The organism is Bartonella sp. MF74HXZ (genome assembly GCF_042194445.1).
GTDB lineage: Bacteria > Pseudomonadota > Alphaproteobacteria > Rhizobiales > Rhizobiaceae > Bartonella > Bartonella grahamii.
On record NZ_JBHIMW010000004.1, the window covers coordinates 82,177 to 100,753 of the forward strand.

Consider the following 18,577-nt stretch of genomic DNA (forward strand, 5'->3'; position numbering starts at 1 on the left):
TGGGAATTAATGATTTGGGATTGGTGAAATACCCATTTATTGTGTTTTAAATGTTGTGCTTAAAAAATTGATGAGGAAACATGTGAAATGACAGTTCGTGTTGCAATTAATGGGTTTGGTCGTATTGGTCGCAATATTTTACGTGCACTTGTGGAAAGTGAACGGAAAGATATCGAAGTGGTCGCAATTAATGATTTGGGATCGGTGGAAACAAATGCCCATTTGTTGCGCTATGATTCAGTTCATGGGCGTTTCCCTGGGACCGTTAAGGTGGTAGGGGATGCCATTGATGTGGGGGGTGGTTTAATAAAGGTATGTGCAGAGCGTGATCCTGCTCAATTGCCTTGGAAAGATTTGGATATTGATATTGCTTTAGAATGTACGGGCATTTTTACTGCGCGTGATAAAGCAAGTGCTCATTTGGATGCGGGGGCAAAGCGTGTTCTTGTTTCTGCGCCTTCTGAAGGAGCAGATCTTACGGTCGTCTATGGGGTTAATCATCAATCTTTAAGCAGCGAGCATCGCGTTGTTTCAAATGCTTCTTGTACAACCAATTGTTTGGCGCCTGTTGCACAAGTCTTGCACAACACGGTGGGCATTGAAAAGGGCTTTATGACAACAATCCATTCTTATACGGGTGATCAACCTGTGTTGGATACAATGCATCGTGACCTTTATCGTGCACGTGCGGCAGCTCTTTCTATGATTCCTACCTCAACAGGAGCGGCAAAAGCTGTGGGATTGGTCTTGCCAGAATTAAAGGGATTGCTTGATGGTGTATCGATTCGTGTTCCGACCCCTAATGTTTCTGTGGTTGATTTGACATTTACCGCTAAGCGTTCCACAACAATCGAAGAAATTAATACAGCCATTGCTATTGCTGCACAAGGTCCTTTGAAGGGCATTTTGGATTATACAGAAGAAAAACTCGTGAGTTGTGATTTTAATCATAATCCTCATTCAGCTATTTTCCACAATGATCAAACAAAAGTGATTGATGGTAAGCTCTGTCGCGTTTTGGTTTGGTATGATAATGAATGGGGCTTTTCTAACCGTATGAGTGATACGGCTGTGGCTTTTGCTAAGACAATATAAGAGGACCTCAGGGTCCTCCTTTTTATAGGAAAAAGTCTCATTTTTGTACAATTTTGAGAAAAACAGATAGAGGCTGTTGTTCTCATGCGCTAGAGAGAAGAAACTATTGAAAAATTGATGATGTGTTTTGTTTTAATACTGGGTCAATACGTGCTTTTAAAAGCTGCATGAAAGAGTAAACTTTGAAAAAGTAAGATCTGAACGAGACACTCTTTGAGAAAACGTCAGAAAACAAGAGATGTAAATTCTTTTGCCTAGAAGTAAAAGGAAGCTTTAATAGAGATCAAGTTGAGCCAATGCATTTGTTTGCTACAATGGAATATGAAGATTAAGAGCAATGAGTGGCTTTTGTACATTTGATGATGAAAGCTTTGGCTTTTCAAACAGAGGGTGAGAGATAGGCTGTCGTGGATCTCTTGTAAAAGCAAAGAGGGGATAAGTGGAAAGAAAAGTGGGCAGGGTTGTTGGATGCGTTTTTATTTGAAACAATGGAAAGTGAAGAGGAAGCAGTGATGGGGTTTCGTACACTTGATGATGTTGATGTCACTGGAAAACGTGTTCTTGTGCGGGTGGATTTTAATGTGCCAATGGCGCAGGGTAAGGTCTGTGATACGACACGCTTAGAGCGGCATAAAGAGACACTCGTTGAGCTACAAAAGCGGGGTGCTAAACTTATTCTACTTTCTCATTGTGGTCGCCCCAAAGGAAAGGTAGAGCCAGAGTTTTCACTCCGTCCTGTTGTGCAAGTGCTGGAAAAGATTATTAATAAGCCTGTTTCTTTTGCTCCTGACTGTATCGGTTCGGTGGTGCAGGTTGCGGTTGAGTCATTACAAAATGGGGGCGTTTTACTGCTTGAAAATGTTCGTTTTTATGCTGGTGAAGAAAAGAATGATTGTTCTTTTGCGGAAGCTTTGGCTCATAATGGGGATCTCTATGTCAATGATGCTTTTTCAGTTTCTCATCGTGCCCATGCTTCGGTGGAGGGAATAACGCATTTGTTGCCTTCTTATGCAGGGCGCTCTTTGCAAGGTGAGATGCAGGCGTTAGAAAAAGGACTTGGCAATCCAACACATCCTGTGGTTGCCATTGTGGGAGGAGCGAAAGTTTCCAGCAAGCTTTTTGTGCTCAATCATTTGGTGGAAAAGGTTGATCATCTCGTGATTGGTGGGGGCATGGCTAACAGTTTTTTAGCAGCGCAAGGTGTGTCTGTTGGTAAGTCACTGTGTGAACATGCACTGATAGACACGATAAAAAAAATCATCAAAAAAGCGCAAGAGTGTCAATGTACCCTTCTGCTTCCTCAGGATGCTGTCGTTGGATTTCGCTTTGAAAAAGATGCACCGCATCGTCTTTATGACATTGAAGATATTCCACAAGATGGCATGATATTGGATATTGGGACACGCTCTATTGCGCATATCAATACTGTGATAGATAAAGCTGCTACTCTTGTGTGGAATGGACCCCTTGGTGTTTTTGAAATGTCTCCTTTTGATAAGGGGACCATTGCAGTTGCACGCCATGCAGCAGAACGTAGTTTGACGGGAAAGTTGGTTTCAATTGCGGGAGGGGGCGATACAGTTTTTGCTCTTAATCATGCTGGTGTTGCCAATGATTTTACTTATCTCTCGACTGCTGGAGGGGCTTTTTTAGAATGGATGGAAGGTAAGGTTCTGCCTGGCATTCTTGCCCTTATGCAGGCTTAGAGAGTTTATTGAAAGAGCAGCTTTAAAAAAGAGCTGTGTGTCGTTGTGTAGGCTGTGTTTAACGTGTTGCGCACTTTTGGAAGTTTAAGACAAAATGAAATTTTAAGACAAAATAAAGAGGAATTTTTTATGAATGAACGGCTTGAAGATATTGCACTTGCTTTGGTGCATGCGGGTAAAGGTATTTTGGCGGCAGATGAAAGTACGGCGACCATTGGAAAGCGATTTGAAAGCATTGGTGTTGAATCCAATGAAGATAGACGCCGTGCGTATCGTGAAATGCTTTTTAGTACAAAAGAAGCAATGGAAAGCGCCATCTCTGGGGTTATTTTATTTGATGAAACCATTCGGCAAAAAGCATCAACTGGGAAAATGTTGACGGATCTTATTCGGGATGCAGGCGCTTTGCCAGGGATTAAAGTTGATACCGGTGCAAAACCTTTGGCCGCTTTTCCACAAGAGACAATTACCGAAGGGTTGGATGGTCTTCGTGAGCGGCTAAAAGACTATTATGCTTTGGGAGCACGTTTTGCTAAATGGCGTGCGGTAATTGCTATTGATGAACACACTTTGCCAACAAGAGGCGCAATAAGACAAAACGCACAAGCTCTTGCACGCTATGCTGCTTTGTGTCAGGAGTTCAAGATTGTGCCGATTGTTGAGCCCGAAGTGTTGATGGATGGGCCATCGTGTGGGCATTCCATTACACGCTGCTTTGAGGTGACAAAAGCTGTCTTACAGACCGTTTTTAAAGAATTGTTTGAAGCTCGTGTTCTTTTGGAGGGGATGATTTTAAAACCCAATATGGTGATTGATGGAAAGGATGCCCGCAACGCTTCTGTTGAAGAAGTTGCTGAAAAGACCGTCCAAGTGCTTAAACAGACTGTTCCTGCCGCTGTTCCAGGAATTGCTTTTCTTTCTGGAGGACAGTCTGATCAGGAAGCAACGGCGCATTTATCTGCCATGAATTCTTTGGGCGCATTGCCTTGGAAATTGACTTTTTCTTATGGACGGGCATTGCAAGCAGCTGCTTTAAAAGCATGGGCTGGAAAAGATGAGAATATTGCTGTTGCACAGAAGGCATTTAGTCATCGGGCTTTGATGAATCATCTTGCGGCTTTGGGACAATGGACAACAGAACAAGAAAAAGCGTGCGCTTGAAGCACAAGCCTTATACCTAAATGCGGAGAGGTTTTACATGTTTCTGCGTGATTTTGGGTGCCCTCATCATGATAAAAATGGCGGGGGCGTTTTAGGCTTGAAAGCTTTCTCAGAGAGTTTTCTCCTTGGACCTTTTAAAAGTCTCTAATGGGTACTATCGAGAGATAAGATTGCGCAAGAGGTGCGATTTCGGGAAGGGGAGATGGTGCTTTAAAGGAAATTTGTGAATGCGCAGCATCTTAGTATGGTGTCGTTCATGGGTGGGCACTTGCTTTTTGAATGAAAATCATAAAGCTAAGACTGTATTGAATAGTTTGATCTTGTGATATTTTTTCTTTTTCATGTTATCATTACTTGTCATCAGCAGAATTCATTTGATTGCAGTTTCAAAGGTGGATTAAGCGGGTAGATTAGAGAGTTGCGATGTCTGAGTGGATTTTAATATACAGCTTATGAAGTTTTTGTGCGTCAGGATAGCTTTCTCTGCAAGGTGGGTGGCTTTTTATTGACGAACGGATTGAATAACTCTTGCTAACAAAATAGATTTGCATCTCAATAAAACACCTATTTTTCGTTAAAATGAATAAATTTTTCTTGTATTTTATGATGATATAATTACAAATAGCTAATTTTACAGCATTTTGGTTTAAAATGGGGGGAGTTGTGGACAGCATATCTTCTAAGAATACAAGCACAAAAAGAAAAAATCGATACGCAGAACAGAGCTTTTCTGTAATTATGATGCGAAAATTGTGCAATATGGTGCGTAGAACATTCGCTGTAATATTTGGTGTGTTTACTTTCACAATTTTTCTTATCTTGCTCAGGATACGTGGACCGGTTCATACCGCATTAAAAGTCTTTGGGTTGGTGAGTGGAATAGGGTGCTTTTTGTTTTTTTTCGGATATCTCATAGAACGCCGTGAAGCAGCAGATGAAGCCGCTATATCGTACGCATTATTCTTAACAATTGGTGAAGGCGTTTCTTCTATTTGCTGCCTGTTTGCTGCGTGGGGTTACGACGCTCTCTTATTCCGTTTAGCACCTCCTGGGTATGTTCTTATTCTCCCTGAATAAATAGAGTGCAATTTGTTTGCATATAAATCAAAATGAGAGGTTGTCTGCCTCTCAAATTCTTAATAATCGCTCTCCAAAATCGTAACATTAGACCTGCGTTTAATGAGAGGACTAACAAGCCTTGGTCCTTAAGCTCAAGAAAATTCTTTAAAGGTTGCGTCTAACGGCATCCTTGACCTTAAGACACCCAAACGGCTTATTTTGTTTTTCTCCTGCGGCTCTGAAATCATGATATAAGGGGAAAGCTTCTCATGGTGCCTAAATGGTATCTTATCGTGTGTTAAATGGAAAAATCAGAAAAAGCATTTTTATGCAATATAATCCAATTATGATTTTTTGATTTAAACATAAAGGACTTAAAGTCTTCTACAAGCTGATACGATAAAAGGGGAAAATCGCCTATACTTAGCAACTAGGGCGTATTTTAGGTGCTTTTGATATAGCTATATCTCCAGATGACTTTGAATGACTTATCCTTTTAGCTCTATTCACTAAAAGGTCATTTTGAGGGTTCTTGGTTAATGATTGTAAAGGAAAATTAGCACGTAATATTTCGCTTTGCTGGTATAGATGCTGAATGAGTTAATTATCCAGAGGATCACTGAAGAGGGAGTGCTAAAAAATGATGGAAAATCCTCTGTACCTCGGTGAACTCGTGGTTGAAGATATAATTGTAGAACTTGGCTTATCTGTTACTGAAACAGCTGAACGGTTTGAAAGGGTTAGGGTGTCAGTTTTGCAGACGCTTAGCTCACTATACAAAAAAATTACGATTTGGTGTAAGCTTTAAAACATAAATACCTTAAAAATATATCCTTTTTGTACATGTTTCTATCATCGTTAATGTGCCTTCTTAAAGCACGACAGGGGGTGGCTATAAAATTGAGGGCTGTAAATATAAATGATGGCGTTGGTGGTGGTGTGGGAAGATGGTGTCCAACTAAAGTTACGCTATCCTTATTTTTATAGGCTATGACTGGAAGAAAGAGCTGGAGAGACAATTTGTGAGCAACGAGAAAGTGTTTTAAGGATGCGTGTCTGCAAGAGCAAAACAGTGGTTGTGGTGATATTTACAAACAATAAATTTGATAAAATTTTACGATTTTGCCAACAGCTGGTTTATTATAAAAGCTGTTGCTTATACGCGCTCACAAAAGTTATAAGAAGCCCAAAAGCGCTAAAAGAGTTTTTGCTCTTTTTCAATAGTACGGATCTGCAAACAATGTTCAAAAAGTGTTCGTTTTTTTGAAAGAGAATAAAAGGATACTCTTGCAGATGAGAAAAGCCTATTTGTGAATTACAATTTGTCATGATTTTCGGTAAACACTATTGTTTAGGGCGGTGATAGAGGGCATGAAAAATTTTTCATATTCAGTTTTTTTAAGAGTGTGATCAGTCTTTAGGGTAGAGCTTGTACCTAGCCTATCAAGTGAGCCGCATAAGGGTTCCCTCGGTAAGGCGAGCACCATTATACTCTTTGCCAGTCGTATACTCTTTCCAGCGCCCCAATGTTGTGACAGCCCTTGGTATTTAAAGGGATAAGAGAGGCATTTTGTTCTTTTTTGTACAGCTTCACTCCACACGCTAACTCTGCTTGTGATGTGCAAGCCAAGAGATTTTGTTTGATTCACTATGAGGGTTTGACATGAGAAAATCCTATGGTATTCATGATCTCTCATGAAAAACAATGAATTACTCTTATAAATCAACGTGACAGTGCTGTTATGAAGAGAACTCCTTGCACATCTTAATAGTTCATAGAGATTAACTGGGTGTCATTTTATATTCTGTACACAGATGAAGTATTTTTATAAAAATGCTCCGTCTCACGCAGAAAAAAGGACAGCCCGTTAAGACTTTAAAAAGAAAAACCTCTCAATGCTTGCCCCTCTTTTTCCATGAGAGATTCAAATTGATAAGCCTGTCTGAAAAGAGTGCTGTTTATGTCCTTAAAGATACTGCTCTTGTATCAAGATCACTTACTCCGGTGAAAATTGGAGTTTTGCGAGGTAAGCATAGACGCCATTTTTTGCCACAAGTTCTGCATGGGTTCCTTCTTCCACAAGAGCGCCTTTATCCATCACGAGAATACGATCAGCTTTTAAAATTGTTGCCAAACGATGTGCAATTACCAAGGTTGTACGATTTTGCATCAATCCTTCTAAGGCATCTTGCACCAACTTTTCACTGTTTGCATCTAAAGCAGATGTTGCTTCATCAAGTAGCAACACTTTGATTTATAATAATAGTTCATTGTTTTGTATGTTGCATGGGGATCCCGAATATTACAGGATTTTCTCATTTCAAACCTGTTCCGTGTTGAATCAACAAAAACCATGTCTCTTGCACGTTACAAGCGGGGAGAGACCGCGTGAATAAAAAATATTAAGGAAGGACTTAAAATGTCTATAATAAATCGTCTCAAGTGCCAAGGGCTGTAGCAACACCCATGAGCTAGCAAATATAATGATGGTGCCGGCTTGCAGCAACAGGGGTGCATTTCTTAGAATTGCACGTGCAATATCGATGCGTTGTTTTGTCCCCCAGAAAGTATGGGTACCACGTTCTCCTATTCACGTATCCAAGCTATCTGGTAAAGCTTGAATCAATTCAAGCGCATTAGCCGCTTTAGCGGCAGCAAGGATGTCCTCTTCATGGGTATTTTTCAGTTCCAAAAAAGAAGAATGGTTTGCAATTATTTTATTTCAGGTCGTTATACTCTAAGAGGAAGGATTTATGCTCGTATTTCAAACTGATTTTTAAATTTAAAAAACGCAGCCACCAAGATTTATTAGTGCCTAAGATCCCATCTATTTATGTTGGATGCGTTTTTGAATTAATATTTAAAGTGCACTTTTTACAGCATAAAAAACCAATCACTTACAATAGAGCAATCATTTTTTTAAAACTTGTGCTCTTTATAATCAGGAATAGGCTTTTACATGCCAATATTACCAAAACGATTTTTGAATTTAGAAAGACGACCGCCACGGTCTACGAGTGTTTGGGAGCCACCTGTCCATGCTGGATGCGTTCTTGGGTCAATATCTAGATTAAGAGTATCGCCTTCTTTTCCCCAAGTAGAGCGCGTTTTATATTGGGTTCCATCCGTCATAACAACGGTAATTGTGTGATAGTTGGGATGAATATTCGCTTTCATGCGTAAAAACCTTTTGCGTTTACAGAATGAAACAGCACTTGCTCGATTTTTTAAGTGCGCTTCCTTTGTCTTTTTGATACATTGATTAAAGTATTTATTCCTATAGCTGAGCATGCATAAAAAAACAAGTGTTCAAGATGCATCATTGTATCAAGTGTTATAAATTCAATATAGTGAGCGAAACCTTATGAATCTCTTCAATCATTCAGAAAAATCTACAAAGTCTTCCCCTAAAAAATCTTCATTCTCTTCGCTTGCAATTTTTTTTCCTTATCTTTTGCGCTATCGTTGGTTGTTTATCTTTGCCTTCCTAGCGTTATCTGTTGCTGCTCTTGTCACATTAGCTTTGCCTGTAGCTATCCGCCAAATGTTTGATCATGGGTTTTCTACTTCAAGCCATGGACATATCAATTTTTACTTCGGAATTTTGTTTATCTTAGCCTTGCTTCTCGCATTTGCTTCTGCTGGTCGTTATTATTGTGTTATCACATTGGGAGAACGGATTGTTGCCGATTTACGGCGTGATGTGTTTATTCATATTATGAAACTTTCTCCTGCTTTTTTTGATCGGTCGCATTCAGGAGAGATTGTTTCAAGGCTTCTAACAGATACCACACAAATAAAATTAGCTGTAGGTTCTACCGCCTCTACAGCTTTGCGTCAGTTGATTATAGTGATCGGAGCCGTCGTGATGATGGTGATTACCAATGCTAAATTGTCTTTGTTGGTTTTGGTTGCTATTCCTGTTGTGGCCATTCCCTTGGTGGTTTTTGGGCGGAAAGTTCGCTCTCGTACGCGTGCGGCGCAAGATCGTCTCGCAGATGCCAATGCTGTTGCTACAGAACAGGTAAGTGCTATTCGCACTGTGCAAGCTTTTACCGCAGAAAAACTCGTTGCAACACGTTTTTCACAATTGATAGAACGTGCTTTTCAAACAGCACGTGCTTCCGTGATCCTGCGCTCCTTTTTTACAGGTTTTGCAATTTTTTTGGTTTTTAGCAGTGTGGTTGCTGTTTTATGGATTGGGTCGCGCGATGTTTTGAATGGAACGATGACAGGCGGGACATTAGGGCAATTTGTCCTTTATGCGGTTTTTGGAGCTTCTACTTTTGCGCAATTATCGGAACTGGGGGCAGAGTTAATCCAAGCAGCAGGCGCTGCTGAGCGGCTTTCCGAATTGCTACAAGAACAACCTACTATTGTAGCTCCTAAAAATCCTTTATCATTGGAACAACCTGTTCGAGGCGAACTTGTTTTTGATCAGGTTGATTTTACCTATCCTTCTAGACCTCAAGAGAAGATTTTACGCTCGCTTTCGTTTTCTGTGAAGGCAGGCGAAACGGTTGCTTTTGTTGGGGCTTCAGGAGCAGGAAAAAGCACCATTTTTTCTTTGATCCTTCGTTTTTATGACCCGATAAGTGGAACAATTCGGTTGGATGGCATGGAAATTAATCGCCTTTCTTTACAAGATTTACGCAGCGCAATTTCCTATGTTCCACAGGATGTCGCCATTTTTGATGGAACATTGCGTGATAATATTATTTTTGGAACTGAAAATACCCATGAAGAGGAAATCCTTGCTGCCGCTAAGGCGGCTAATGCACTTGAATTTATTCAAGCTTTACCAGATGGCTTGGATACGCAAGTAGGAGAACGTGGTACCATGCTTTCTGGAGGGCAAAAACAACGCATTGGTATTGCACGTGCAATTCTAAGAAATGCACCCCTGTTGCTTCTTGATGAAGCAACATCTGCTTTAGATGCAAACAGTGAAAAGTTGGTGCAAGACGCCTTAGAAGGATTGATGCAAAATCGTACAACCTTGGTAATTGCACATCGTTTGGCAACAATTTTAAAAGCTGATCGTATTCTCGTGATGGATAAAGGCGCTCTTGTGGAAGAAGGAACCCATGCAGAACTTGTGGCAAAAAATGGCGTCTATGCTTACCTCGCAAAACTCCAATTTTCACCGGAGTAAGTGATCTTGATACAAGAGCAGTATCTTTAAGGACATAAACAGCACTCTTTTCAGACAGGCTTATCAATTTGAATCTCTCATGGAAAAAGAGGGGCAAGCATTGAGAGGTTTTCCTTTTTAAAGTCTTAACGGGCTGTTTTTTTCTGCGTGAGACGGAGCATTTTTATAAAAATACTTCATCTGTGTACAGAATATAAAATGACCCCCAGTTAATCTCTATGAACTATTAAGATGTGCAAGGAGTTCTCTTCATAACAGCACTATCACGTTTATTTATAAGAGTAATTCATTGTTTTTCATGAGAGATCATGAATACCATAGGATTTTCTCGTTTCAAATTTAGTTATGTTGTATTAGTTAAAACCATGTCTCTTGTATGTGGCAAGCAGAGAGAGCCCGCGTGAATAAAACACTTTAGAAAGAATAAGTCCTCTTCATGAATCGTCTCAAGTTTCAAGGGCTATCACAACGGGGGGCGCTGGCATAAGAGTATGATGGTGCTGGGCTACTTAAAGAAGAACTGATAAATAGGCAGAGAGGCGCTTTTTATCGATGTTATAAAACAGTGCGAACAAAGCACGCAGTTTGTTTTGCTGTTTGGTTGGATTAAGGTTTTTATTACTTTGAAAATCAATATTTCATGGATCATGCATTTTGAGGGCTTATAAGGTTTTTCTTTAAAGTACATAAATCACTAAAACAGCATTATTAAATACAAATTGTTCTATTTTACCAACAAAAATATCTATATTTTGTGTATTATTTTTATTAAAATATAATATGTAGTGATTTTCAAATCATATATACACATAATGATACAATATCGAGAAATCGAGAAAAGAGCTGCGTTAAATGTTGGTGAGGTTAGAAGAGAGCAAGAATGGAAGAAGACATAAAATGGGCAATAGCTTTCATAATAGCTATAATTAAGGTCATTTGGAAATGGGGGAAAGAATGTGGGAGTGTGAGATTCGGCGTTATGATTTTCTGCATCATATTGATGGGGAAGTCGTGGTATTTGGGATACTCAGTGGATTTTTTGTTCGGTTTTGCAATGATAGTGTGTTGTGGGGGAAGCTTAATGCTTGCATTGGCAATTTATCAAAACAAGCATTTAACTAAACAACTTGAGCAAAAAGAGCAAGAGTGCGTTGGATATCAAGATATTATTGCACAAGGGGAACAGAGGCTTTTTGCAAAAACTCAAAAAGTATCGCAGGAATAGTTGAAACAATGGGATGAGGGAGTAAGGCTATGGGAAAGAGACGTACTGGGGATAAAAAATCCTAGGGAAGATATGAAATTCAGTGGAGATCGGCTTCCATTGGTAAAGGATATTTGTGTTCGAGGGGAGCACAAAGTGCGTTTATTGTACAAGCAAGCACTTGGAAAAAAACTTACTTATGAACATTACAAAAAAATATGTAGTCTCTTGGATAACTCGTATTTTAAGAAATTTTGTGTAAAAGCAGTGCGATTATGAGAAAGAATGGAATAACTCTGCAAAGGTTTGTCGATCCTCTTACGAACAAAAAACGGATTCAACCTACGATGTTATTACTTCATTGGTGGTTATATGTTCTTGATGATATGATTACAGCTGAATGTAAACAGCACCAAAAGGAAAACTCTACAGGGGAGTATAAAAAGAAAAAGTTTACAGATACTTTGTGGGACAACATATCCATAAGTATAGAACACAAAGAGATAGAGGAAATGCTAAAACTTTCGGAATCTTGGTCTGGTGAGTGTACTTTATTATTATATTGTAAAAAGAATTTGTTGTTGTTGTTGTGTGATATTTCCAGTGATTATAAGGCGGCAAGAGAAATTTTCATTTACTATAAGAAGCTTATTAAAACAGTGAAAAAGGGCTATGTTGCCTTTGATAATGGTTGCCATTCTGTCACAGTTAGAGATGTAATCAATACTTGTAAAGAGAATGACACAAATAGAGCAAAAAATCTTTCCATTGTTGAAGGGAATCCAACATTTGAAGAAGCTTACAAATTAGGCGTTAAAGAGTGGATGAAATCATCAAATGAGAAATGCGATAACCGATTGATCTTTTGGGAGAAGCTTGTTGAGGAAAAAAAGTTAAAAGAAAAATTAAAAGTTATCTTTGGGGATAAGAAGGTAAAGGCGCTGAAAGAGGCTATTGAAAAAGATAAAGAACAGCTTGCAAGTGAAGTGCAGAAAGCAATTTTGGAAAACAAAGATTTTCATTATTATAAATGTCGTCGGCATTTGATAAACTATTTGTAAAACGGTTGAATAAAGGGGTAGGGAACAGCCCACTGAATCAGTGGTTTTTCTGAAATTTCTGCTATTATGCAGTGGTGGAAAAGACGTGAAAACTCTTGGGCATATGCGGCAGTTTTTATGAGAGAGGAGAGTTTTTTCGATCAATGGATAGCGCACTATAAAGAGCATATATTGAGGAGGAAATGGATTGTGTTTTTGCTTTGGGTGCGATAATTGCCTTTTTTAGCTTGTTTGGAGGGGGATTTGAATAACAGAAACGTCAATAAGGTAAGCTAGAGGATTGCTTTTTTGGGGGGTTATAGCGAGTATATTTTTTATTTGTGATGATGTTTTTGTCACTATCTGATCAGTTATTTCCTATCGTTTTATGTAAAGAAAATTAAAAATTCTCTCTTCATGTGGTTTTTTAAGGTTCTAAGGGTTTTGTAAAAAACTGTAAGAGTTAAATACCTTTTTTGAGATTTTTTATAGTTTGATGCGAATGTGTTCATTTCCGGCAATGATGTGTTTTTGCGAAATATATTGTTGCCTTCTTTATCGGTGACAAAACCACCGGTTTTGCGAACCATCAGTATGCCGGTAGTTCTATCAAAAATTTGTAGGTTATCTTCCCAAAAGCCATCGGTTTTTCCTGCGGCGACATAAGCTAAATCAAGAGCAGCAGCGTTAAGACGGCAAAATCCAGCAACTTCCCTCATTACTTGCGCAATTCAATAAGAGATAAGGTTGCGTGATGAGAGATATCTCTATGGGGATGTTGCAAAGTTGAACTTTTAGACTTGCCTTTTAAAAAGACACTACTTCTGAGGTCTAAATGCCTTTTTTGAGGGTTTTTTCTAGTTTGATGCGAATGTGTTCATTGCCAGCAATGATATTTTTTTTGCGAAATATATCGCTTCCGCCTTCTTTATCGGTGACAAAACCACCGGCTTCGCGAACCATCAATATTCCAGCAGCCATATCCCAAATTTGCAGGTTATCTTCCCAAAAGCCATCGGTTCGGCCAGAAGCAACATAAGCTAAATCAAGAGCAGCAGCGCCAAAACGGCGAAGTCCAGCAACTTCCGCCATCACATTGCGTAATTCAATAAGATAGGTTCCATGATTTGGGCGACCAAAATGAGGCATACCTGTGGCAATGACACAATCTTCTAGTCTGCGTCGAGCAGAAACGCGACAGCGTCGGTCATTGAAAAAAGCACCACACCCGCGTTCTGCGGTAAAGAGTTCATCACTTACGGGATTGTAAATGACACCAGCAACGATTTTCCCTTGACTTTCTAAGGCAATGGAAACAGCAAAAAAAGGAATGCCATGGAGAAAATTTGTGGTGCCATCTAGAGGGTCAACAATGAAACGATGTTGGGAATCTTCGCCAATGATTTCTTCAGATTCTTCCATTAGAAAACCAAATTTGGGGCGCGCTTTGCTTAATTCATTGAAAATGATTTTTTCCGCTTTGCGATCTGCTTGGCTGACATAATCTGCTGGTCCTTTCAAAGACACTTGCAAATTTTGAACTTCACCGTAATCACGCACCAACGAGCGTCCTGCTTTCATTGCAGCTTGCACCATGACATTCATGACTGCAGAATGGGCCATTTTTTATTCCTTTATTTATCTTTTTCATTTGCGCGACGCAAATAAATCAACTCATTGGTGTCTACAATGATACGTTCACCAGCATTCATAAAGGGGGGAACAAGAATACGAATCCCGTTTTCAAGAATGGCGGGTTTATAAGAGGAGGTAACCGTTTGTCCTTTGATGGCAGGATCGGCTTCCACAATCGTGACAGCAACTTGATCAGGAAGTGAGATGCCAATAGGTTTTTCTTGATAAAGTTCAACTGTGACAGTCATCCCATCTTGGAGAAAAGCAGCACGTTCACCAACAAAATCCTTTTGAAGTTCAAGTTGTTCATAAGATTCTGAATCCATAAAGACCAAAGCATCCCCTTGCTGATAAAGAAATGTGAAATCTTTTTGTTCAAGGCGCACGCGTTCAACCGTCTCAGCAGCACGAAACCGTTCATTAAGTTTTGTACCATCAATTAAATTTTTCATTTCAACTTGGTTAAATGCACCACCTTTTCCTGGTTTTACAGCGTTGCATTTAACAGCAACCCATAAGCTTCCTTGATGTTCGATCACATTACCAGGGCGAATTTCATTGCCATTAATTTTCATCGTTTCTATCCAATTCTATTCTTGCAAAAAGAACTCTTTTGTTGTCGTTATGGCGCTTTTCTTTGCTGCCTTTAACGGTGAGCTCTTTTGTTATTTTCGGGCTCAAATTCCTTTGATTAGCCTTGCGGCTCTCTCATGGTCCTGTGTGTTCCATAGGTTTTCTCATGTTTTTTGCAAAGAGAAAAGCTTAAGTAAAAAAGGACCTTGATGTATTTTTGCTTTTCAGTTCTTTGCAAGACCATAAAAAGCGCTCAGACGCAAGCTTTTTAAAAATTTGCACAAAAATTTTTTAGAATTTTTGGCGGAATTTATCCCGTTGTGTCGTAAAATATCATCATTGATGGCAATGATATAATTGATGGCAATGATATAAGTTTCGTAAAACCATGAGGTGTTTTTAATTGAGAATGTGTGGTGAATATTTGAGGGGGGCTTGTCCGGATAATCTTGTGAAATGAACCACATGAAATGGGAAGCTAAAAGCGTTCTGTTTTGAGAAGACGGATTGTTTACCAACTGGATAGGGAAGGGACTTCTGTCCTTTGAGGTGTGGGAGGCAAGTTAAGAACAGAGAGTGTAGCGCCCTATATCATAATGTTAAAAGCTTTATGTTAAAAGCTTTCATTTTGATCAGAGAGTAATTGTAAAATGGCTCTTTGTTTTATCGAGGTTAGAACTCTAAATTTTTTGAGCAGCAGGTATTCCTCTGTACTTGATGCGATTTCATCATGGTGGTATGGGGGCTGTTGTTTTGTGACGATATCAGCATAGAAAAAGAAAACCGGAACATTTAAGATATCGGCAATTTCTTTTAAACGCCCTGCGCTGACACGATTTAAGCCGTTTTCATATTTTTGGATTTGTTGGAAAGTAACACCCAAATGTTGACCTAATGTTTTTTGAGACATTTTTAGCATTTTTCGTCTCAAACGAATTTTTTTGCCAATGAATTTGCCATTGAAAATGTCGTTATAAGGATTTTACCGATACCCTAGAAAATGCTACACAGGATATAGAAAGCTATTCAGCCGCTTCAATCACAGATAAGCCAAGTTTTGCATTTACATCTTCGCGTAATAATTTGCTAGGGTATGGGGCATTTTCATTATTTTTAGTATTCTTCTTTCCTTAAATCTTAAAGCTATAACTTACACTATTTTGTATTGTTACAATCTATAATAAAATTTATCCACTCTGGCTAAAAATGAGGTTTTTTATTGAGGTGCAAATCTCTTTGGCTTTCGCAAGAGCTTTTAAGTCTTTACGTGTAAAATATAGAGAATGTTTACATTAAATAGCGGGTTCATCTGGGATGAGTATTTATATAAGAACGCGGCTCTCCATTCACGTTATACTGAAAAAGAGACACTATAGTGCTACTATTTAATCTTATTCTATAACTCAAATTCACACCCATGTTTTGTTGTTTTTGGGGTTGATCTGTATAAATCACATTATATCCATTCTGTCGCAACAGATTGATAAATACAGGAGTAAAGTTGTCTGCTGTATTATTTTTCTTTATAAGAAGTGTGGTTGTAGCGGGTGGTAAAAACCCTTTGTTACCGCTAATAAATTTGTTAGCGACTAATTGTGCCTGACGCTTTGTAAGACTTTGATCAACATAGTTTGATGAATAATTGCCTACAGATGCGCAACCTGCCACCAACACAACCGGTGACAGCAATAAATATTTTAACATCGTTAATTCCCCTTACTTATTGTTGCTCTTTTTTGCGAAGCTCCTATTCCAGAAATTAAGAGCAACTTTACCTATAGCTACTTAACAACATATCGGTATCTAATCAATCGGTTAATTAATCAATGAATAATGGTTTCAGCTGTAAAGGTTGCTTGAAGTGCTTCTTGCGGCGTATATTTTAATAGACAGCTGTTTTTGGTGATTGTGATAAAAAAGCAATTTTTTACGTTTGCATGTTAAGATCATGTTCTCTATCACCATTATAAAATGATGCATTAGGTGCTGTTCCAGATCGACCAAAAAAATTTTCAAGCATTGCTTTTTGAGGGCTATCTTTTTTAAAATACGCATGAATGCTTATTCTGTTTGCTGTAAAATACTATCGTTTGAGGTGTGGTGCTGTAAGGTATCAAACTTTGCATATGTGATATTTTTATGAGAATGTGTGGTGAATATATGAGGGGGGCTTGTCTGGATAATCTTGTGAAATGAGCCACATGAAATGGGAAGCTAAAAGAGTTCTGTTCTGAGAAGACGGATTGTTTACCAACTGGATAGGGAAGGGACTTCTGTCCTTTGAGGTGTGGGAGGCAAGTTAAGAACAGAGAGTGTAGCGCCCTATATCATAATGTTAAAAGTTCTCATTCTGATCAGAGAGTAATTGTAAAATGGCTCTTTGTTTTATCGAGGTTAGAACTCTAAATCTTTTTAGAAACAGGTATTCCTCTGTGCTTGATGCGATTTCATCATGGTGGTATGGGGGCTTGTTGTTTTGTGACGATATCCGCGTAAAAAAAGGAAACCGAAACATTCAAGATATCAGAAATTTCCTTTAAGCGCCTTGCGCTGACACGATTTAAGCCGTTTTCATATTTCTGGATTTGTTGGAAAGTAACACCCAAATGTTGACCTAATGTTTTTTGAGACATTTTTAGCATTTTTCATCTAAAACGAACTTTTTTGCCAATGAAAATGTCGTTATCAAGATCTTTGGTTTGCATTTTAAAGCCCCCTCCGAGTGCGAGCGCCCTCGCATTGGTATTCCGGGAGCTTTAAAATACTGAGTCCGAATCAGCATTTTGCTTTTAGTGCTTAAAACACCTGGACAGTGCAAAATCTCTCGGAATTTCTATAAATTTTATCTTTTTGAAGCAGAGAGGAGTATTTTAAAAAACAGGAAGGAGCTTTATTGCTTCTTTGTGCGCTTTTTCTAGTTGTGTTTTATCCATGCCTTGGAGCATCATTTCAAGATCAGGGGCTTGCATTTTTGCTTCCTTTGCGAGCATATACCATGCCGCTGCCATTATTATATCGCCTTTTGTTCCTGTGCCATCTCGATAAAGCCTAGCAAGGGAAATCTGTGCTGGTGCTATCATGTTGATAGCATTTCTTTGAAGTAAATGAAAAGCACGGGGAAAATCTGTTTCTCCTCCACGCCCCTGTATAAGCCATTGTGCTAAATGAAGTTGAGCTTTTAAGTGGTTGTTTTGAGCCGCTACCTCCATGAGTTTGCGGGCATTGCGATCATCCTTGGGGCGTTTTAACGTGCCTAAGGCAAGAATTTTTGCAGCAGAAAAAGCAGCTTCAGCATCTCCAAGAGCAGCACCTTTTAAGTACCATTTTAAGGCTTTCTCTATTGCTTCATTTTCACGACTTTGGGAAGAAACACCGGGGAGAGCTTGTTTTTCCTGTGAGGCTTTATAAAGAAGCAGTTGTCCATAATAAAAATAGGCTTCCTTGACGCCTGCATTGACAGCTTTTTGAATGAACTGTTCGCCAAGTTTTTGATTTTGTTTTATAAAGTGACCATCAAACAACATAAGTCCATAGCGTAGTTGTGCTTGGGGTTCCCCCTGTTTTGCGGCGCGTTCAAACCATAAAGCAGCACGCGCACCGTCAATAGGGACAGCACATCCCTCCATATAAATTCTGGCAAGAAGAGTTTGTGCAAAAGGATCATTTTTTTCAGCACGTCGGAGTGCTTCACGAAAAGCTTTTAAATAATAACCTTGGATGTAATAGTCATAGGCTTGATCATAGTCTCCAGCTTTTAAGGGCTGAAAAGGTTCTTGAGTGTTTGAAGCTTCTTGAATCGTATTGAAAGAGCCTTCAGAACTTGAGAATTCTTCAGTGTTTCCAGCTGAATTGACAGCAGAACTTGCAAGTCCAATCACGCCTAAGATAAGCAGCTTCACGCTTCTCTTGATCATGGTGTTTTCTCCTCATTACCGATCAGAATTTTCA

The 18,577-nt window shown here is 39.1% G+C and carries 15 protein-coding genes and 2 pseudogenes; 8 read left to right on the forward strand and 9 right to left on the reverse strand.

Features of this window, described 5'->3' with window-relative positions:
* The first annotated feature begins 87 nt into the window (after positions 1 to 87).
* From gap to ACFIJ8_RS04510, 5 genes are all read left to right on the forward strand, one after another.
* Positions 88 to 1,095 carry a type I glyceraldehyde-3-phosphate dehydrogenase gene (gene gap / locus ACFIJ8_RS04490; protein WP_273787675.1) on the forward strand — a complete coding sequence of 336 codons (1,008 nt, stop codon included), beginning with the start codon at positions 88 to 90 and terminating at the stop codon, positions 1,093 to 1,095.
* Positions 1,096 to 1,607: 512 nt separating this feature from the next.
* Positions 1,608 to 2,801 (forward strand): phosphoglycerate kinase, encoded by a 1,194-nt coding sequence (locus ACFIJ8_RS04495; RefSeq protein ID WP_273787745.1) that lies wholly within the window; start codon positions 1,608 to 1,610, stop codon positions 2,799 to 2,801.
* Positions 2,802 to 2,930: 129 nt separating this feature from the next.
* Positions 2,931 to 3,962, forward strand: coding sequence for a class I fructose-bisphosphate aldolase (locus ACFIJ8_RS04500; protein ID WP_375629372.1), 1,032 nt, complete (start codon positions 2,931 to 2,933; stop codon positions 3,960 to 3,962).
* Positions 3,963 to 4,721: 759 nt separating this feature from the next.
* Positions 4,722 to 5,039: a hypothetical protein gene (locus tag ACFIJ8_RS04505; protein WP_375639091.1), complete on the forward strand. Its 318-nt coding sequence runs from the start codon at positions 4,722 to 4,724 to the stop codon at positions 5,037 to 5,039.
* A gap of 625 nt (positions 5,040 to 5,664) precedes the next feature.
* On the forward strand, positions 5,665 to 5,829 hold the full coding sequence (locus ACFIJ8_RS04510) for a hypothetical protein (protein WP_375639092.1): 165 nt from the start codon (positions 5,665 to 5,667) through the stop codon (positions 5,827 to 5,829).
* Between the two features lie 1,189 nt (positions 5,830 to 7,018).
* Here the strand turns inward: ACFIJ8_RS04510 and ACFIJ8_RS04515 are convergent.
* A pseudogene (locus tag ACFIJ8_RS04515) lies at positions 7,019 to 7,270 on the reverse strand (ABC transporter); the annotation flags it as partial.
* A gap of 707 nt (positions 7,271 to 7,977) precedes the next feature.
* A complete protein-coding gene (gene rpmE, locus ACFIJ8_RS04520) occupies positions 7,978 to 8,199 on the reverse strand; it encodes a 50S ribosomal protein L31 (protein ID WP_015856961.1) in 222 nt (73 codons plus the stop codon).
* A gap of 187 nt (positions 8,200 to 8,386) precedes the next feature.
* On the opposite strand from rpmE, the gene ACFIJ8_RS04525 reads away from it, so the two are divergent.
* The 3 genes from ACFIJ8_RS04525 (at position 8,387) to ACFIJ8_RS04535 (ending at position 12,442) form a co-directional block, all read left to right on the forward strand.
* A complete protein-coding gene (locus ACFIJ8_RS04525; protein WP_273787678.1) occupies positions 8,387 to 10,177 on the forward strand; it encodes an ABC transporter transmembrane domain-containing protein in 1,791 nt (596 codons plus the stop codon).
* Between the two features lie 954 nt (positions 10,178 to 11,131).
* Positions 11,132 to 11,299: a hypothetical protein gene (locus ACFIJ8_RS04530; protein WP_375639093.1), complete on the forward strand. Its 168-nt coding sequence runs from the start codon at positions 11,132 to 11,134 to the stop codon at positions 11,297 to 11,299.
* Positions 11,300 to 11,656: 357 nt separating this feature from the next.
* A complete protein-coding gene (locus ACFIJ8_RS04535; RefSeq protein ID WP_375639094.1) occupies positions 11,657 to 12,442 on the forward strand; it encodes a hypothetical protein in 786 nt (261 codons plus the stop codon).
* Between the two features lie 365 nt (positions 12,443 to 12,807).
* Here the strand turns inward: ACFIJ8_RS04535 and ACFIJ8_RS04540 are convergent, their stop codons facing one another.
* The 7 genes and pseudogenes from ACFIJ8_RS04540 to ACFIJ8_RS04570 form a co-directional block, all read right to left on the reverse strand.
* Positions 12,808 to 13,140 (reverse strand): inositol monophosphatase family protein, encoded by a 333-nt coding sequence (locus ACFIJ8_RS04540; protein ID WP_375639095.1) that lies wholly within the window; start codon positions 13,138 to 13,140, stop codon positions 12,808 to 12,810.
* Positions 13,141 to 13,252: 112 nt separating this feature from the next.
* Complete coding sequence (locus tag ACFIJ8_RS04545; protein ID WP_273787682.1) at positions 13,253 to 14,044, reverse strand: inositol monophosphatase family protein; 792 nt, start codon at positions 14,042 to 14,044, stop codon at positions 13,253 to 13,255.
* Positions 14,045 to 14,055: 11 nt separating this feature from the next.
* Positions 14,056 to 14,631: an elongation factor P gene (gene efp / locus ACFIJ8_RS04550; RefSeq protein WP_273787683.1), complete on the reverse strand. Its 576-nt coding sequence runs from the start codon at positions 14,629 to 14,631 to the stop codon at positions 14,056 to 14,058.
* Positions 14,632 to 15,242: 611 nt separating this feature from the next.
* The gene (locus ACFIJ8_RS04555; RefSeq protein ID WP_375639168.1) at positions 15,243 to 15,596 is read right to left on the reverse strand and encodes a helix-turn-helix domain-containing protein; all 354 of its coding nucleotides are present in this window, start codon (positions 15,594 to 15,596) and stop codon (positions 15,243 to 15,245) included.
* Between the two features lie 338 nt (positions 15,597 to 15,934).
* Positions 15,935 to 16,333, reverse strand: coding sequence for a hypothetical protein (locus tag ACFIJ8_RS04560; RefSeq protein ID WP_273787684.1), 399 nt, complete (start codon positions 16,331 to 16,333; stop codon positions 15,935 to 15,937).
* 631 nt (positions 16,334 to 16,964) lie between these two features.
* Positions 16,965 to 17,334: pseudogene (locus ACFIJ8_RS04565) on the reverse strand (helix-turn-helix domain-containing protein).
* A 165-nt stretch (positions 17,335 to 17,499) separates the two neighbouring features.
* Entirely contained in the window at positions 17,500 to 18,543 is a 1,044-nt protein-coding gene (locus ACFIJ8_RS04570) for a tetratricopeptide repeat protein (RefSeq protein WP_273787685.1), read from the reverse strand.
* Positions 18,544 to 18,577: the final 34 nt, after the last annotated feature.

What these genes read in the sequence shown, in the direction of transcription:
- ACFIJ8_RS04525 (WP_273787678.1), top strand. Translation starts at nt 8,387, where the DNA reads ATGAATCTCTTCAATCATTCAGAAAAATCTACAAAGTCTTCCCCTAAA.
- efp (WP_273787683.1), bottom strand. Translation starts at nt 14,631, where the DNA reads ATGAAAATTAATGGCAATGAAATTCGCCCTGGTAATGTGATCGAACAT.
- ACFIJ8_RS04570 (WP_273787685.1), bottom strand. Translation starts at nt 18,543, where the DNA reads ATGATCAAGAGAAGCGTGAAGCTGCTTATCTTAGGCGTGATTGGACTT.
- rpmE (WP_015856961.1), bottom strand. Translation starts at nt 8,199, where the DNA reads ATGAAAGCGAATATTCATCCCAACTATCACACAATTACCGTTGTTATG.
- ACFIJ8_RS04540 (WP_375639095.1), bottom strand. Translation starts at nt 13,140, where the DNA reads ATGAGGGAAGTTGCTGGATTTTGCCGTCTTAACGCTGCTGCTCTTGAT.
- ACFIJ8_RS04530 (WP_375639093.1), top strand. Translation starts at nt 11,132, where the DNA reads ATGTGGGAGTGTGAGATTCGGCGTTATGATTTTCTGCATCATATTGAT.
- gap (WP_273787675.1), top strand. Translation starts at nt 88, where the DNA reads ATGACAGTTCGTGTTGCAATTAATGGGTTTGGTCGTATTGGTCGCAAT.
- ACFIJ8_RS04495 (WP_273787745.1), top strand. Translation starts at nt 1,608, where the DNA reads ATGGGGTTTCGTACACTTGATGATGTTGATGTCACTGGAAAACGTGTT.
- ACFIJ8_RS04535 (WP_375639094.1), top strand. Translation starts at nt 11,657, where the DNA reads ATGAGAAAGAATGGAATAACTCTGCAAAGGTTTGTCGATCCTCTTACG.
- ACFIJ8_RS04500 (WP_375629372.1), top strand. Translation starts at nt 2,931, where the DNA reads ATGAATGAACGGCTTGAAGATATTGCACTTGCTTTGGTGCATGCGGGT.
- ACFIJ8_RS04560 (WP_273787684.1), bottom strand. Translation starts at nt 16,333, where the DNA reads ATGTTAAAATATTTATTGCTGTCACCGGTTGTGTTGGTGGCAGGTTGC.
- ACFIJ8_RS04545 (WP_273787682.1), bottom strand. Translation starts at nt 14,044, where the DNA reads ATGGCCCATTCTGCAGTCATGAATGTCATGGTGCAAGCTGCAATGAAA.
- ACFIJ8_RS04510 (WP_375639092.1), top strand. Translation starts at nt 5,665, where the DNA reads ATGGAAAATCCTCTGTACCTCGGTGAACTCGTGGTTGAAGATATAATT.
- ACFIJ8_RS04505 (WP_375639091.1), top strand. Translation starts at nt 4,722, where the DNA reads ATGGTGCGTAGAACATTCGCTGTAATATTTGGTGTGTTTACTTTCACA.